Below are 15,389 nucleotides of genomic sequence, written 5' to 3'. Positions count from 1 at the left end.
GTAACCTAATTACCTTGGGGCAGACAGGGAGAGTCGTAGATGGGCGTAATCCGCGTAGTCAGCATGGCTGAGTTGCATCTCAGCGATGCCGGGCAGATTGAGGCCAACTGGCAAAGCTTGAGCAATGAACAGCTTGTATCTTTGGCGCCGTCCGGGCGCTCGCTCGAGCAGCTCAAGCGGGAACTGGCCGATGGCAGCAGAGTGATCCTCAGTGATACTCCAATCTTGCCACTATTTCGTTATCAATCAGGCGAGTGGATTACCAACATTCAAGAAGGTATTTCCCCTCACGCCGTTAATCAGATCCAAAAGCGTTTTGCCTCTGCAGGCAGCAGTGCTCACTTTAAGACATCCACCGGCAGCCTGGCCCCGGCCATCGAACCTGTTTACAGCCCGGATCCCAGCCTTACTCAGATTGCGCCCACCACGGCGCCAACGGCCAAAATCAGCCCCAAGTTCGCTCAAGCCAGACGCAGGTTGGAGTTGGAACTGGTTTACGATGACAAAGAGGAGACGGCGGCCGGTAAGGTGCCCTATAGAGTCGAATTCAGTGATGGTTCGCAAAAGAGCGGGGTATTGAATGCCAAGGGCTGGGCCTGCCTGGAAGATTGCCCCAACGGGGAAGCCACAGTGATCTTCGGCGATGAGGCTGAGCGCCAAAGTGCAGAGCAAAGGTTACCCGACCTCTACCGTCAGTTGGCGGCGTCGCTGGACACCGCGGCAGCGGAAATGGCCAAGAAAAGCGAACAGTTGGCCGCTCAGGCGGATGTTCAGCAAATCAGTGACAGCTTCAGGCAAAAAGTGGATGCACAGCTGGCGGAGCTGACGGCTCAGCGAGAACAGTTCAACCAACAGCAAATCTGGCAACAAGCCTTGCAGACTGGCCAGGCTTACACACAGGGGCTGAGTCAGGGAACAGCCAGCTTCATGGACGATTTGCTGGATTTCAGCGGCTTGATGGCATTCCTCGAGGAAGCAGAGATAAGTCTTTCTTTGTTGCTCGAGGCGATAATGACAGGCGATGTCGATGCTCTGGAGGCCAAACTGGCCCAATGGCGTGCCCGCGGTGAAAATGGCTTGAAGGCCACAGGTGAAGCGATGGAAATGCTGATCTTGCTGTTAAAAGATGAGTATGTCCGGGCCTTATTGCAATCACTGCCACTGCGTTATCTCGACGCCCTTCCCAAAGATAAGCTGGCCGAAATAGCCGGTTATATGCATAGCCGGGTCAGTTTGGATGGCATGTTGGAGATGTCTCTTGTCCTGCTTGCTGCGCTGGTTGGCAGCGTCTTTGGGGTGATCCTGATGTTTCTTGTTGTGACCAAGAAACGGGCCAGCAGGATTATCAGCCCGGCCAGCAGCGTATTGGAAGATATCGCCAAGGCGCAAAAGGCGGTTCGGAACGACCATGCAGTTCAAACTTATATCGGAAAACACCAGACTCCACTGAATAGCAAGACGCCAAAGGGTGATGTTGACACTCCTTTGAAAAGTCAGGAGAATCCAAAAGGTGTTCCAAGCACTGAGTTGTTGAAGGTAAAACTAGGCACTTTAAGAGGAGAGCCTGAGTTGCCTCATCCAAACGCGAATGCTGACATGGTTCGCTCTCTCAATAGGCAAAATGAATCAGCAGAAATTTTGTCGAAACGAGGCTTGGATGTGATGCATTTACCTAATACGGGACGGAAAGGCGGCAACCCAGATTTAGAAATCAATGGAAGAGCAGCAGATGTGTATTCTCCAAAGTCTAAAAACCCGCACACCATTAGAGATAATATGATTCATAAGGTTGAGCACCAGGCACCGGATATAGTTTTGAACATTACCGATTCCCCATTGAGTTCAGCTGATATGTTGAAGTTTTTGGATGAAAAGCCGGTGAATGGTTTACAGAACCTGTATTTGATTGACGGTGAAAATGTTTTATTGAGGAAGTTCTAAGATGACTATGACTCTCAATTTGGAAGTTGCGAAGGGTGTTAGGCTTCAGGATATAAAAGACGCTTTAATGGGGGTTGAGTATTCTGAATTGTTTGAGACGGAGTCCGAGCTGTCTATAATATTACCTAATACAAATGCGTCCATGTCGGTTAAGACGAATCTTGAAAATTCGACAGTATTAACTGAAGACTTGGAAGATGCAGACTGGTCTGTTGGATTACGAGCATATTTTGATGTTGATGCTACGTTGCCTAACCCATTTGATGATGTGAAGAGAATTGTGTTGAATCTATCAAAGCAAACTTCATTTGAGTTTGCTTTGTCATTTCAATACGAGTCTCTTTATGCTCAGAAAGACTCTAATGGTCTAGAATTGAGTAAAGATTTTTAAATGAGGTGTAAAGCCCTACGTCAAAGGGCAGGGCCAGAGCATACTTTGAACACTGGAGGATCCCCTCATAAATTTGTCCTCCCAGAGGTGTTAACCAGTTTAAGAAATTCACCCCAAGCCCAGCGAAAATGCGATTCTTTGATTGAGTATTCCGGACGTCGTCTCACTTCTTTGCAATAAAAAAACAGGACAGCCATATCTTTTTGATGTTTCGCACAGCCTTGACTAGGCTTTGAAATACCCATCAAAGCTCAGTCGAGGTTGGTTATGACCACTGCCCGTCGCCAGTTGATAGATGCTGAAAGTACGCCCTTTTACCACGTGATTAACCGTTGCGTCAGAAGGGCATTTTTGTGTGGTGAAGACGCTCTGTCGGGGCGCAGTTACGAACATAGACGTGGCTGGATAGTGGATAAAATCAGGCAGTTGTCGTCAGTATTCTGCATCGACGTTTGCGCTTATGCGGTCATGAATAATCACTACCATTTGGTGCTCAAAATCGACCTTGCTGCACAACAATCGTTGTCGCCATTTGAAGTCATTGAACGTTGGACATTGCTCTTTAGTGGCAATCCTGTGGCGGCAAAGTTCCTCAAGGGCGATAGTCTCTCAGACGGTGAGCGAATACTGTTGGATACGCTGATTGGTAATTGGCAGGAACGCCTTGGCAGTATCAGTTGGTTTATGCGCTGTTTAAACGAAGATATCGCCCGCAAGGCCAATCGAGAAGATGGCTGCAAGGGCGTATTCTGGGAAGGACGCTTTAAGTCGCAGGCGTTGCTCGATGAACAGGCGCTACTGGCCTGCATGATGTATGTGGATTTAAATCCCATTCGCGCCGGTATTGCAGATTCGCTGCAAGCTTCTGATTACACATCCATTCAGGAGCGCATAGAGGAAGTTGCTGAGCCTGCATCTGCCAACGCTTCAATTAAGCCACTGCTGCAATTTGACGGTGCAGCAACTACCGCAGAACAAAGCGGTATCCCGTTTCACTTTGCCGACTATCTGGAGCTGATTGATTGGACAGGCCGGGCGGTGCGGGAAGACAAGCGTGGCTTTATTGCCTCTTCCAGACCCAAACTACTGCTTGAGCTTGGTATCAGTGACGATGCCTGGATAACTTCCGCCAAGGAGTTTCGCCGTCAGTACAGTAGCATGAGTGGCCGATGGGATGCGATGTGTGCCATGAAGGCCAAATATGGTGGTAAATGGTGCCGGGGTAAGCAACAAAGCCAAGCAATACATCCCCATTAACCTTAAACCGTTGGTGATTTTGCAGCAACAGGCTTAAGCCTGCCGTTGGCATGCCTGGCAACCGCAGTTTTTGTATGAAGCACGCAGATTACTCATCTCAGAGAGTCTCATTTCCAAAAATCCGTCGTTATTTATCAGAGACTGACACCCTGCAGTGAGCTTTTCCTTTTCCTTATAGCTCAGAAAGTGTTTAGGATGTCCTATATATCTGAGAAGATTAAGTGATAGGTGGCTTGATTTTTTTGCAGCTATTTCTTCAGAGGATATTAGTAATATTTTATCGCATGAAAATATTGACAAGTTGATTTTTTAATAAATTTCTGTTGAGGTTGAATCATTAAGAGCTTTTAAAAAACAGGCCGAACTGTTATGTTGAATTCAATGGTGAGGTGATTTTATCTTAACCGGTTAAGGCTGGCATTCACAAGTTGATCTGCTTGCCTAGTCGTTTCTGGTAAACGATATTTAGGTGAAAGCTTCAGAATCCAATCACAAGCAGTTGATAATGAAATACGGTGACCAATTGAAACGTAGATAGGATTGATCCTTGTCTGAGTTCTCAACACATTACCAATTACTTCATTGTGATCCATTAGAGGTGCAATAGCTCCTCTTATTGGACTTGGATCTTGATGTTCGCCGAGTAATCGTGTTTTACCACAGCCAATGGTGGGGATATCAAAAATAACGCCAAGATGACAAGCCAAGCCAAAACGACGGGGATGTGCATAACCTTGTCCATCACACACGACCAAATCCGGTGAGTGCTGAAGTTTTGCGAATGCTTGAATTAATGGTGGTAGTTCTCGGAAGGAAAATAGTCCTGGAATATATGGAAATTGAACCTTGTCTTCTGCGGTTGCTGTTTCAACAATCTCTAAACTATTGGCATCGAGAACAACAACAGCAGCAACTAAGCTGTCGTTATCTTTTTTATAGGCAACGTCAACACCAGCGATCAGTTTGATTTCATTAAACTGATCTGTCTTTACAACTTTGGCTGCAAGCTCTTTTTGTAAAGCCAGAGCTTCTACTTCGCTAATATTCCAGTCATGCTTGATAATAAGATCCATTATTGATTTCCCTATCCGCGCTACAGCAGGCGATTGTACCCGATAGCCGGATATTTTCATTATAACTTTGGCTTTCGGATACCAGCAGGCCTGTTTTGCTAACGTCATCATCCGGCACAGGGATCCCCCGCTTTTCCAGCGCCTTGGCGCAAACATTGCCGTAATGCTGTTTAAAATGCGCCACAGCGGCCACAGATATGGCAAAATAGCGCCATTGCTTATCAACTAGACTCAGAAGATGAACAGGATCAAGAAACGCTTTGTGGCCGGTGCCAAATGCCCCAAATGTCAGGCTCAGGACAGCATAGTGCTGTTCAAGGAGAACGGCATAGAAACGGTCGAGTGTGTCGAGTGTGATTACCGCGAGCAGCAGACCGATGACAAGGTCAGCCATAAGGCGACAGGTGAAGTGATAGGCCTGTTCAAACCTGAATAATATTCTTTGAAACCCGCAGCGGATCCCGCTTTCTTTACCGGCCCTTCAATTGCCAAGGGTGGGTCTTTCCATTAATTTAAGGGTTTTGCTGTATTGAGGCGGTTTGCCCGCCTGTTGCCGCGAGTGCCGGGGCCTCTGGCCGTTTGGTGCTTGCTGTCTGCATAAGGATTTATATGCCAAGCTTGATTCGAATAGTGCTGATCGACACCCATCTGCCGGGCGTGGTGGAACTGAAGCTCGATGGCCATACCAATATCTGTGGTACCAACGCCTCGGGTAAGACCACGCTGCAGCGTCTGGTGCCTGTGTTTTATGGTGAATACCCCAGCCGGGTCGTGCCTTCGACCCGTGACAGCTTCGAGCGCTGGTATCTGCCCAGAGAATCCAGCTATATCATTTACGAATACCAAAAGAGTGATGGCTTGCTGTATCAGGCGGTGCTGGCCTCGGCCGGCGACGGCAAAGGGGTCAACTACCGCTTTATCGCCAAGGGATTTGAACTGGAAGACTATATCAAGTCCCAAAACGGCGACACTATTTTGTGCCATACCATGGCCGAACTGGGTCGCGAGATGAAACGCGCCGGAGTGAACCATACCAAGCTTTTGAATACCCGAGAGTTTCGCGCCATCATCCAGAATGATCGCACCTTGCTGAACACAGGCACCAGCCGCACTGAGCTGCGCAGCTATGCCCGTTTGTTCTCTCTGTGCGAGGCCGACCATTCATTGCGCCATATCGAAAAGCTGGCCAAGGCGGTGCATTCCAAAGAAGGCAAAATGGAAACGGTCAAGTCGATGATCGCCGCCATTTTGGAAGAAGATGGCGTTAACCCACCGGCATCAAGGCTCAATCCACAACGAGTCGAGGCCTGGATCCGCGAGAGTCAGCTGATCGCCGGGTTTGAGCAGATCCGTCCCGAATTTGACAAGCTGGAGCAGGAGTTCAACGAACTGCTGTCGGCCGAACTACGCCTTGGCAGCCTGGCCAAGGGTTATCGCAATGACGAAGTGCTGGAGGCCCAGCGTCAGGAGCAAAATCAGACCCTGTCGCGGGAGTTGAACTTCCGTCTCAAGGCATTGGATGATGAGTGGAAAGAGCAGCGCGATGAGCTTAACCAGGAGCTGTCTGCCGCCAAGGGCGATGTCGCCAAGCTGGAATATGAACTCGACGCCATCGAAAACCAGCATGCGGCGTTTCTCGATGCCGATATCGAACAGGCCAAGTCCAATCTGGAACAGCTGCCGTTGTGGCGTAGCGATCTTGATAACCTCAGCGAAAGACACAAGCTGCAGACAGAGAAACACCAGGACATAGAAGCCGCCTATAACGCTCGCCGCAGCAAGATTGGCGAACAGCTCAACAAGGAGCTGGAAAAGCTGCAGCAGGAGCTGGATAAGCAACGCGAGGCCCGCGACAAGCAGCGTGAAGTGGCCCGGGAAGACTTGGCGCGCCTCGATGCCGAATTCCGTGAACAGCAGGAAAACGGCAAGGCCAAGTTCCAGGAGCAGGAGTACCAACTCAAGCTCAATGCGGCCGAGCTCAAGCTGCAGGTCGACAGTGTGACTTATACCGAGGAGGAGAAACTCAGCCTGGCGGTGTTCGACGAGCGTATCGACCGTGCCGATGCCGAGCAGGAGGCTGCCAACGCCAAGGTGGAGCGGCTGATGAGCGAAGAGCGCAAGCAGCGCTCACTCAGGGATCAGGCCAGCGAATCACTCAGAATTGCCGCGCTCAGAGTCACGGAGCGCCAGGGCGATCTGGACGATCTCAAACACATGCTGTTCCCCCAGTCCCACACCTTGCTGGAGTTCCTGCGTAAAGAGGTGCCGGGTTGGGAGCAGCACCTGGGTAAGGTGGTACATCCCGACTTGCTGCACCGCACTGACTTGCACCCCAATGTCGGCGTCGAAAGTGACAGCTTTTTCGGGATCTCATTGGATCTCAAGGCGCTGGAGATCCCCGAATACGCCAGTTCAGAGCCTGAGCTGAGGGCCAAGCTGGCCAAGGCCGAAGATGCCCTTCAAAACGCCTATGGGCTGCAGGAAGAAGCGGAAGAGCGCCTGGTGCAGGCCAACGAAGCGCTGGATAAACTCAGCCGCGAGCTGACCTTTGCCCGCACGGCATACAAGAATTTGCGTGACGATTTGCGCCGTCTGTTCGAGGAGCGCCGCACTGTGCAGGAGCAGATCAATAAGGCGTTGGCTGAGCGTAAGGCACAGGCCGGTAAACGCCTGACGCTGCTGGATCAGGAGATGAAGCAGCTGCGCAACCAGCACCTGGAATGGCTGGAGGAGCTCAAAGAGCAGGCGCTGGATGCCAGAATGGAAAAGAACGCCTACTGGCAGGAAGTGGTCGGCGCGCTGGAGCAGCATCTGGAACAGCTCAAAGAGAGCATCAATCAGCGTCGCAGTCGTGCCAAAGAGGAGCAAAAAGCCTGCGAGCAGTGGTACAAGAACGAGCTTAAGTCCCGCGGGGTGGATGAAGACAAAATTCTCGCCCTCAAGCGGGAGATCCGTGAGTTGGAAGGTGCCATTGCCGCCGCCGAGCAGCGCCGCAGTGAAGTGCTGCGCTATGACGACTGGTATCAGCATACCTGGCTGGTGCGTAAACCCAAGTTGGTGACCGACTTGGGCGAAGTCAAGCGCGCCGCCTCCGAGCTGGATCAGCAGCTGAAGAGCAAGGCTAACGAAGTCAAACATGCCCGCCAGCAACTTGAGCAACAAAGGCGCCAGTCTGATGCCGCTCAGGTAGAGGCCTCGGAAAACCTCACCAAGTTGCGCGCCTTGCTGCGTAAGCTGGCCGAGCTGAAATTGCCGCGCAACGATGAAGAGCCTCAGGGCAGCCTGGGTGAACGTCTGCGTCAGGGCGAGGAGCTGTTGCTCAAGCGGGAGCATCTGCTGGGTTCGGTCAGGCAGTATGTGGATCATTTCGATCAGGTGATTGCCAGCAAGTCAGGCTCCAGCCTATCCGAGTTCTGGGAAAAGGCCCGTGAAGAGTCCAGCTCTGTCAATGACAAGGGCATACGACTGCTGGATTACCGCAAGTTGGTGCCGCATTTGGCCCAGTTGCTCAATGTGATGGTGCCGCAGTCGATTACCGCGCTGCGTGAACAGGGCCGAATCTTCGGTGTCGACCTGACCGCCTTCTACGATGTCTTGGCCGATATCGACCGCCGTATTGCCTCCCAGAGCGCCCGTATTACCCGCGAAGTCGGGGAGGAGCTGTTCCTCGATGGCGTCTCTGAATCTGCGGTCAGGATCCGCTCGCGGATCAGCGAACTGGAGTTCTGGCCTGAGCTGGAGCTGTTCGTCAAGGCGTTCCGTGCCTGGAAGGCCGAAGGCTTCACCGGCCTGCCGGATGAGCACTATACCAACAGCATGCGCCGGGCCCTGGATATTATAGGCCGCTCGGCCCTGACCGGCGGCATCGCCAAGTTGCTGGAGATTGAGCTGCGCCTCAAGGAGGGCAACTCGGATCTGGTGATCCGCACCGACCGTCAGCTCAACGAGTCATCCAGTCATGGTATGGCTTATCTGATTCTTTGTAAGTTTCTGCTGGCCTTTACCCGCTTGCTGCGGGGCAAGGCGGATGTCACTGTGCACTGGCCGATTGATGAGCTGGGCACCTTGCACCACGCTAACGTGAAGAAGATCTTCGATGCCTGTGAAAACAACAATATCAGCGTGTTGGGTGCTTTCCCCAACCCTGAGTCCGAGGTACTGAATTTGTTTGCCAACCGCTACATCATCAACAAGCAGACCAAGCGACTGCAGGTGGTTAAACCCAAGGTCGATCCCATAGCGCAAAAGCTCTCTGAGCGCTTGGCCAAGGAGGCGGTGTAATGAGCGAACTGCAAAGCACTATCGTCGGCTCAGGTGCCCTGATTGAACGTCTGCTCAAGGGTGAATTTATCTGCCGCACCACGGATGAGGAAGGTTGGCGCTCACTCAAGAGCCCGGCCACCCGTGACAGAGTCGAGGCCTATCTCAACCAAATCAACCGCACTGTGGCCCAGGCCGCCGAGGGAGAAGTCTTCTTCTGCGGTTATCTGCAGTTGGGAGAGGACGAGCGCAAAGTGATTTCGGCGCAGTTTCGCGATATCTGCCAGGCGTTGATCCCCATGGTGGAATGGCTGGTGTTGGTGCAGGAAGCCAGCGGCCAGGACGCGCCCCTGACCGAAGGCGCGGCGGTGCGGCTTACTGAATTGCAGAGCCGCATTGAGGATACGCCGGCGTTTCGCGAGCAACTGGCCAAGCTGAGCCAGTATCGCTTGTTCGGCTCCAGCTCAAGCAGTGTCGATGGCCAGATCAAACTGGTTTTCAAGCGCTTGCAGGAGCTGGGCTATCTGGTGCGGCCGAATCCGGAAAAACAGATCTATATCGCCACCGGCAAGCTGGATTACCTCTATGAAGTGATCCGCTTTATCGATGAAACCGAGGGCCTCAGTTTGGAGGCTCAGGCTGAAACCGCCACCCAGAGGGATCTGATATGAGCAGCAACCTGCATCAGGCCGGGGTCAAGCTGCTGAGGCTGCTTGGGCGTAACGCCGAACTGGTGATGGACGCCTATCTCTCCGGTAGTCTGGACGAGACCCGGCAGGAACCTGCGCTGCTGAAGAAGCTTACCGACAACGGCATTCTCTGGCGCCCCGAGCCGGATGAACCGCTCAGGTTGTCGCGTAATGTCAGGGCCCTGCTGGAAGAGGGCCTCAAGGATGAGCGTAACCGCCAGATCAACGCCAACGTCGGTTCGGCCCTGGCCACCATCAAGACCTTGGCCAATCACTACCGTGAGGCGCGCGCCAGTGTGGATTACAGCGCCGCCGAAGCCTATCTGGCGGACTTGACCGAACACGTATTCAGCTTCACCGAGAGCCTGCGTTACTCCATTCGTGTGCTCTGGGGCCGGATCAATAACGAGTTCGGTTATGTGGGTTCAATTAACGCCAAGATCCGTGAAAACGAGCTGGCCCAGAGCCAGGTATCGGAACTGCTTAACGGCCTGGAGCTGTTTGAGTTTACCGAGCTTGGCGAAATTGCCGGTGATATCCGTGAGCTGCGCCGCCTGCTGGTGACCATGTTGCAGGACACTCTCAGTGATTGCACCCAGGAGCTGAGTGTGGTGCAGGGGCGTCTACTGGAATTGCTGGGACGCTTCAGGCAGATCCGCGGTCGTACCCGTTTGCTCAAAGGCTGGTTGCTGTATACAGATTTGCACCCAGACTACCAGGTGGCCGACCATGTGGCGCACAAGCAGGTGCCTGTGCTGTTCAATCATGCTGAGGCCTTGCTGGCACCGGCATCTGTGGATGTGAACAACAGCGGCCAGGAACTGCAACTGATGGAGATGGTGGCCCGTATCAAGGCTATCAGTCGTGACCATCTGCCCAAGAGGTTGCAGGAGCACGACGTGCCGGTTGCGGTTAATCCTCAGGAAGACTTTGATATGCCGGATAACCCGCTCAAAGAGGCGGTGGATGAGTACTTCTGCGCCGTCATTGACTCGGGCCGTAACACTTCGGCGCTGGAATATCTGCAGCAGCAACAGCTGTCCTGGGATCCGGAAAGCTGGCTCTATCAGGTGATAGGCGGCTTCGAGGGGCTCAGTGAAGAGCACAAACGCTTCTTTGCCCTGGAGCCTTTGGGTGAACCCCATCCGCTTTATTCGGGTAACTTCATTATCCGCGACGTGGAAGTGGGGCTGAGATAAGCCCAGGTAAGAATGTGATCCGGCGCCGGTTTTTCTGTCTGCCATACCGGCTTTACATTGGTAAACGTAAGGCGAGACAAGATGACCAATATGGTTGTTTTGTCTCGCAAACTTGTTAATTTTTCTTACTATTCCACCTTGCTGATGACTCTGGCTGCACTGACCCTGTGTCTGCGGCTTTGTTGCGGTGCCAGGGGCCGCCACTTATAATGCTTCGGCCCGCCAGCGGGCACCTCATTGACTCGTCTGTTAATCAAACGTAAGGAATCGAATAATGCAAAGACGCAATTTTTTAAAAACTGCGGCTATTTTGTCGACGGCCGGTATCATCAGCCCTGTGATGGCGGCCACATCGAAGACCAAGGCCGTCGAGCATTATTCCGCCGACGGCCGCAGACATTTCACCCTGACTCAAGATTACCAACTGATCGCACCCGAGGGCTCAGAGGGCGTGGTCAAGTTGTGGATCCCGCTGGTGGAAGACACCCAGTTTCAGCAGCTACGTAAGCTGAACTTCAAAGGCAATTTCCAGGACGCCTATATCACCGCCGATAACAGCTATGGCGCCAAGACTCTGTTTGCCACCTGGCCTGATGCCAAAGGCAAGATGGAGCTGCAGTTGGTCATGGAGCTGGAAACCCTCGACTGGGAACCGCTGAAAAACGGCGAGCTAGAGCATTATCGCGCGCCAAAAACCATCCAGTACCCGGTGGATGTGGAGCGCTATCTGCTGCCCACCAAGCATATGCCCATTGATGGCATAGTGAAGCAGACTGCAGACAAGATTGTTGGCAAGGAAACCGACCCGCTGAAAAAGGCCCGCCTCATCTACAACTGGGTCAGCGCCAATATGTTCCGCGACAACGATGTTATCGGTTGCGGTACGGGTGATGTGGCCACTATTCTCGAGAGCGGCAAACTGGGTGGCAAGTGTACTGATATCAACTCGGTATTTGTGGCCTTGGCTCGCGCCGCCGGCATACCTGCCCGGGAGATGTTCGGGATCCGTGTTGGACAGGCTATTAAGATGGGCAAATACTCCAAGAAAGCCTTCGGCAGCAGTGATGCCAACGGCCTGGCCAAGGTCAGTGGTGGTCAGCACTGCCGTGCCATGTTCTATCTGGCGGGTTACGGCTGGTTGCCGGCCGACCCTGCGGATGTGACCAAGATGCGTTTGACCGAGAACAAGCAACACCAGGATCCCGATGTGCAGGCGGTCAACGACTATCTGTTCGGTAACTGGGAAATGAACTGGGTTGGTTTCAACTTCGGTCGTGACTTTGATCTGGCGCCCATGGCCGAGCAGACGCCGCTGAACAACTTTGGCTATCCTTATGCCGAAGTGGATGGCGACCCTGTGAACTACTATGACCCTAAAGTTTTCGCCTATGATTTCCAGTCAACAGAACAGCTCTAAGGGGTTTTTGGCGACACTGGCAGCAGCCGTTGTTGCCGCTGTCGCCTCCAGTCTGTGCTGTATTGGGCCGCTGATCTATCTGGTTTTTGGGGTATCGGCGGCCTCGCTGTCGGGCATTGAACAGCTGGGCTGGCTGCAAGTGCCCATGCTGGCGCTGTCGACTCTGTTGATCCTGCTGGGTTTTTGGCGTTTGTATTTTTCCAAAAGGCCTCTGTGCACCGCGACCATGAGCCGCACCAGAATGTTGCTGCTCTACTGGCTGGCAGTGCCTGTGGTATTGGCGTTTCAGCTTTACCCTTTTGTATTACCTTGGCTGTTAGAGGTGTTTGAATGAGAAGCTTGTTACTGGTTTTACTGCTGCTGTGCACGCCGTTTGCCTGGGCGGGCAATCTGGTGGTTACCCTGGATGTTAAAGGCATGACCTGCCCTTTGTGTGTCACGGTAATCAACAAGGCGCTGCGCAAGACAGAGGGCGTGATTAAGGCCAAGTCTTCGCTCAAGACCCAGCAGGCCAGAGTGATAGTGCCTGAAGGCTTTGATATGGATGCGCTGATAAAGGCGGTGGATGAAACCGGCTATAAGGGCAGTATCAATAAGATAGAGCCAGAGGCCTAAGCTCTAAGACCTGGTTCATTCAATAGGTTCAGCTTGCGCCAAAAGCAAAAGCTCTGTCCAAAAAAGCGTGCTCTAAGCACGCTTTTTTGATGGGTTCAAGCCTTGAGCAACGCCCGGCAAAGTTTGACGAAGTCAGAAGAGGTGACTATGCCCTGCACCTTGTTGTGCTCGTCCACCACAGGCAGGCAGCCATGCTTGTTGGCGATAAAATAATCCACCACTTGGGTCAGAGGTGCATCGGCCTTGAGTGGTTCAAAGTCGGTTTCAATCAGATCGGCTATCAGGGTACCGCGTTCTTTTCGTTCCAGCGCCCCCTGACCGTAGCGGGTCAGCAGATTGACTACAGTGGCAATCATCTTTTTATGAGTGAGTATCCCTACCAGAGTGCCGCTGGCTTCTGATATCACCGGCAGATGGCGCACGCCCCGGGAATGCATCAGTTGGTGGGCGTCCTTGACGCTGGCGCCGTCACTGATACACACCACCTGGGTACTCATGATGTCTTTGACTTTCATTGTCTTGTTCCTTCACCTGAGCCCTGAGAGGGCTAATTCTCTGTCCTGTAAGGCATTTTGCCCCCTGTTACCGCAGGCTGCAAGTGCCTTGGCCTAAAGCGGACGTCATTTTGTTTAACCGACTGAATTCGTTTGAATATCAACAGATGTTTACCTGGTTGTCACAATTGTGTAATAGTTTGACTTCACAATCTGGACATCCGACCTCATACCAGCATTATGAAGCGTTTTTAAAGGAATAATAACAATGACCCGCAACTTCTCCCGTCGTGACTTTCTTGCCCTCTCAGCCAAAGGTGTTGGCGCTGCCGTACTTTCATATGGCCTGATGGGCTGCTCCAGTGACAATGATGACAATACTGTCGCCGCCGATTTTCTTCATGGTGTCGCCAGCGGTGATCCCACTCAGGATGCCGTGATTATCTGGACCCGGGTAACGCCGCAAACGGCGGGGGATGTCAGAGTATCCTGGCAGGTGTCCCGTGATGGTGCCTTCAGCGACTTGGTGACCACAGGTGAAATGGTGACCAATGCCGAGCGTGACTACACGGTTAAAGTCGATGCCATAGGGCTGGAGAGCGGCAGCCGCTACTTCTATCGTTTTATGACGGGTGACAAGACATCCACAGTCGGTATGACCAAGACCCTGCCCGAGGGCGCGGTCGATTCGGTCAAACTGGCGGTTATGTCCTGCGCCAATTTCCCGGCCGGTTACTTCAATGTCTATGAATTGGCGGCGCAGCGGGACGATCTCGACGCCATGCTGCACTTGGGCGACTATATCTATGAGTATGGCCGTGGTGGTTATGCCAGTGAACATGCCGCCGAGCTGGGCCGTGAGGTACTACCCGCGGGAGAGTTGCTGTCCTTGAGCGATTACCGTACCCGCTATGGCCAGTATCGCGGCGATGCCAGTTTGCAGAAGCTGCACGCCAAGCTGCCGTTTATTACCGTCTGGGACGATCACGAAGTGGCCAACGACACCTGGAAGGATGGTGCCGAAAACCATAACCAAGGGGAAGGGGACTTCGACGCCCGTAAACAGGCGGCATTGCAGGCTTACTTCGAATGGCTGCCTATCCGCCCATGGCGCGAGGGCAATCATGAAGAGATCTACCGCAGTTTCAGCTTCGGCGATCTGCTGGATCTGCATATGCTGGATACCCGGGTGTTGGCCCGTGACAAACAGTTGGACTATGGCAACTATCTGGATCCGGCTACCGGCGCTTTCAACGATCAGCAGTTTCTCGCCGACGTGACCGACACTCAGCGTACGCTTCTGGGCCAGACCCAACTGCTGTGGTTGCAGGGAAAACTGTTGCAATCCAGCGCCAAGTGGCAGCTTTTGGGGCAGCAGATACTGATGGGGCGGATGATGTTGCCGGCGGCGATAGCCACTCAGCAGCTGTCTATTCCGCAGTTTGCCGAGTTGGCGGCATTGGCGCAGCTGGCGGCTCGCGCTCAGGCCGGCGATCCGACACTGACCCAAGCGGAACTGACCTATCTGGCGGCCAACCAGGCCAAACTGACGCCGGAAGTGCTGGCACTTTTGCAACTGCCATCGATCCCCTACAACCTGGATGCCTGGGATGGCTATGCCTATGAGCGTGAAGTCGTGCTGGCCACTGCCCGGGCCTCGGGTAAAAACCTGGTGGTGATTGCCGGTGATACCCACAATGCCTGGGCCAATGATCTCAAGGACAAAGATGGCAACATGGTTGGGGTTGAGTTTGCCACCAGTTCGGTTTCCTCCCCTGGGCTTGAGTACTACCTCAACCTGCCTTCAGAGCAGATCCCGGCGACAGAGGCGGCCGTTGTAGGGCTGGTGGATGACCTTAAATACGCCAATCTGTTGAACCGGGGTTATATGACGCTGACCTTCAGCAGCGAAGAGGTGGTCAGCGAGTGGTTCTATGTGGACAGCATTCTGAGCAAAGATTTCACTGAAGCAGAGGGGCGCCGTGCCATTGCCCGTTCTTTGGATGGAAAGCCGGGGATCTTGCTTGGCTGACAAGTGTTTCAGGCATGCCTG

13 protein-coding genes are annotated in these 15,389 nt (G+C 53.0%); 11 read left to right on the top strand and 2 right to left on the bottom strand.

Annotated elements, in window-relative coordinates; all coding sequences use genetic code 11:
* The first annotated feature begins 39 nt into the window (after nucleotides 1-39).
* The 3 genes from ACSHSR_RS18410 to ACSHSR_RS18400 all read left to right on the top strand — a co-directional run bounded on the left by ACSHSR_RS18410 (nucleotide 40) and on the right by ACSHSR_RS18400 (nucleotide 3,589).
* Nucleotides 40-1,941, top strand: a complete 1,902-nt coding sequence (locus ACSHSR_RS18410) for a CdiA C-terminal domain-containing protein (RefSeq protein ID WP_345887096.1) — start codon at nucleotides 40-42, stop codon at nucleotides 1,939-1,941.
* A gap of 1 nt (nucleotide 1,942) precedes the next feature.
* Nucleotides 1,943-2,332, top strand: coding sequence for a hypothetical protein (locus ACSHSR_RS18405; protein ID WP_071239079.1), 390 nt, complete (start codon nucleotides 1,943-1,945; stop codon nucleotides 2,330-2,332).
* Between the two features lie 267 nt (nucleotides 2,333-2,599).
* On the top strand, nucleotides 2,600-3,589 hold the full coding sequence (locus ACSHSR_RS18400) for a transposase (RefSeq protein ID WP_208185142.1): 990 nt from the start codon (nucleotides 2,600-2,602) through the stop codon (nucleotides 3,587-3,589).
* Nucleotides 3,590-3,984: 395 nt separating this feature from the next.
* Here ACSHSR_RS18400 and nfi read toward each other — a convergent pair whose 3' ends face one another.
* Nucleotides 3,985-4,662, bottom strand: coding sequence for a deoxyribonuclease V (gene nfi / locus ACSHSR_RS18395; RefSeq protein ID WP_144191338.1), 678 nt, complete (start codon nucleotides 4,660-4,662; stop codon nucleotides 3,985-3,987).
* 238 nt (nucleotides 4,663-4,900) lie between these two features.
* Here nfi and ACSHSR_RS18390 point away from each other — a divergent pair, with 238 nt between their 5' ends.
* From ACSHSR_RS18390 to ACSHSR_RS18360, 7 genes are all read left to right on the top strand, one after another.
* Complete coding sequence (locus ACSHSR_RS18390) at nucleotides 4,901-5,098, top strand: YheV family putative zinc ribbon protein (protein WP_025890053.1); 198 nt, start codon at nucleotides 4,901-4,903, stop codon at nucleotides 5,096-5,098.
* A gap of 173 nt (nucleotides 5,099-5,271) precedes the next feature.
* A complete protein-coding gene (locus ACSHSR_RS18385; RefSeq protein ID WP_071237226.1) occupies nucleotides 5,272-8,943 on the top strand; it encodes an ATP-binding protein in 3,672 nt (1,223 codons plus the stop codon).
* Entirely contained in the window at nucleotides 8,943-9,593 is a 651-nt protein-coding gene (locus ACSHSR_RS18380; protein ID WP_025011291.1) for a hypothetical protein, read from the top strand. The genes ACSHSR_RS18385 and ACSHSR_RS18380 overlap by 1 nt, the downstream gene beginning before the upstream one ends.
* On the top strand, nucleotides 9,590-10,810 hold the full coding sequence (locus ACSHSR_RS18375) for a hypothetical protein (protein WP_028781085.1): 1,221 nt from the start codon (nucleotides 9,590-9,592) through the stop codon (nucleotides 10,808-10,810). The genes ACSHSR_RS18380 and ACSHSR_RS18375 overlap by 4 nt, the downstream gene beginning before the upstream one ends.
* A 274-nt stretch (nucleotides 10,811-11,084) precedes the next feature.
* Nucleotides 11,085-12,227 carry a transglutaminase-like domain-containing protein gene (locus ACSHSR_RS18370; protein ID WP_044733682.1) on the top strand — a complete coding sequence of 381 codons (1,143 nt, stop codon included), beginning with the start codon at nucleotides 11,085-11,087 and terminating at the stop codon, nucleotides 12,225-12,227.
* A gap of 16 nt (nucleotides 12,228-12,243) precedes the next feature.
* Nucleotides 12,244-12,561, top strand: coding sequence for a mercuric transporter MerT family protein (locus ACSHSR_RS18365; RefSeq protein ID WP_037437323.1), 318 nt, complete (start codon nucleotides 12,244-12,246; stop codon nucleotides 12,559-12,561).
* Nucleotides 12,558-12,842, top strand: coding sequence for a heavy-metal-associated domain-containing protein (locus tag ACSHSR_RS18360; protein ID WP_025011288.1), 285 nt, complete (start codon nucleotides 12,558-12,560; stop codon nucleotides 12,840-12,842). The genes ACSHSR_RS18365 and ACSHSR_RS18360 overlap by 4 nt, the downstream gene beginning before the upstream one ends.
* A gap of 95 nt (nucleotides 12,843-12,937) precedes the next feature.
* On the opposite strand, the gene ACSHSR_RS18355 is transcribed toward ACSHSR_RS18360, so the two are convergent.
* Nucleotides 12,938-13,357 carry a CBS domain-containing protein gene (locus ACSHSR_RS18355; RefSeq protein WP_025011287.1) on the bottom strand — a complete coding sequence of 140 codons (420 nt, stop codon included), beginning with the start codon at nucleotides 13,355-13,357 and terminating at the stop codon, nucleotides 12,938-12,940.
* A 247-nt stretch (nucleotides 13,358-13,604) separates the two neighbouring features.
* Here ACSHSR_RS18355 and ACSHSR_RS18350 point away from each other — a divergent pair, with 247 nt between their 5' ends.
* On the top strand, nucleotides 13,605-15,368 hold the full coding sequence (locus tag ACSHSR_RS18350) for an alkaline phosphatase D family protein (protein WP_062793737.1): 1,764 nt from the start codon (nucleotides 13,605-13,607) through the stop codon (nucleotides 15,366-15,368).
* Nucleotides 15,369-15,389: the final 21 nt, after the last annotated feature.

Source organism: Shewanella sp. VK101, assembly GCF_056497865.1.
This window is presented reverse-complemented; position numbering and strand designations above follow the sequence as displayed.

Coding starts and splice junctions, on each gene's coding strand:
- ACSHSR_RS18410 (WP_345887096.1), top strand. CDS start 40: ATGGGCGTAATCCGCGTAGTCAGCATGGCTGAGTTGCATCTCAGCGAT.
- ACSHSR_RS18405 (WP_071239079.1), top strand. CDS start 1,943: ATGACTATGACTCTCAATTTGGAAGTTGCGAAGGGTGTTAGGCTTCAG.
- ACSHSR_RS18400 (WP_208185142.1), top strand. CDS start 2,600: ATGACCACTGCCCGTCGCCAGTTGATAGATGCTGAAAGTACGCCCTTT.
- nfi (WP_144191338.1), bottom strand. CDS start 4,662: ATGGATCTTATTATCAAGCATGACTGGAATATTAGCGAAGTAGAAGCT.
- ACSHSR_RS18390 (WP_025890053.1), top strand. CDS start 4,901: ATGAACAGGATCAAGAAACGCTTTGTGGCCGGTGCCAAATGCCCCAAA.
- ACSHSR_RS18385 (WP_071237226.1), top strand. CDS start 5,272: ATGCCAAGCTTGATTCGAATAGTGCTGATCGACACCCATCTGCCGGGC.
- ACSHSR_RS18380 (WP_025011291.1), top strand. CDS start 8,943: ATGAGCGAACTGCAAAGCACTATCGTCGGCTCAGGTGCCCTGATTGAA.
- ACSHSR_RS18375 (WP_028781085.1), top strand. CDS start 9,590: ATGAGCAGCAACCTGCATCAGGCCGGGGTCAAGCTGCTGAGGCTGCTT.
- ACSHSR_RS18370 (WP_044733682.1), top strand. CDS start 11,085: ATGCAAAGACGCAATTTTTTAAAAACTGCGGCTATTTTGTCGACGGCC.
- ACSHSR_RS18360 (WP_025011288.1), top strand. CDS start 12,558: ATGAGAAGCTTGTTACTGGTTTTACTGCTGCTGTGCACGCCGTTTGCC.
- ACSHSR_RS18355 (WP_025011287.1), bottom strand. CDS start 13,357: ATGAAAGTCAAAGACATCATGAGTACCCAGGTGGTGTGTATCAGTGAC.
- ACSHSR_RS18350 (WP_062793737.1), top strand. CDS start 13,605: ATGACCCGCAACTTCTCCCGTCGTGACTTTCTTGCCCTCTCAGCCAAA.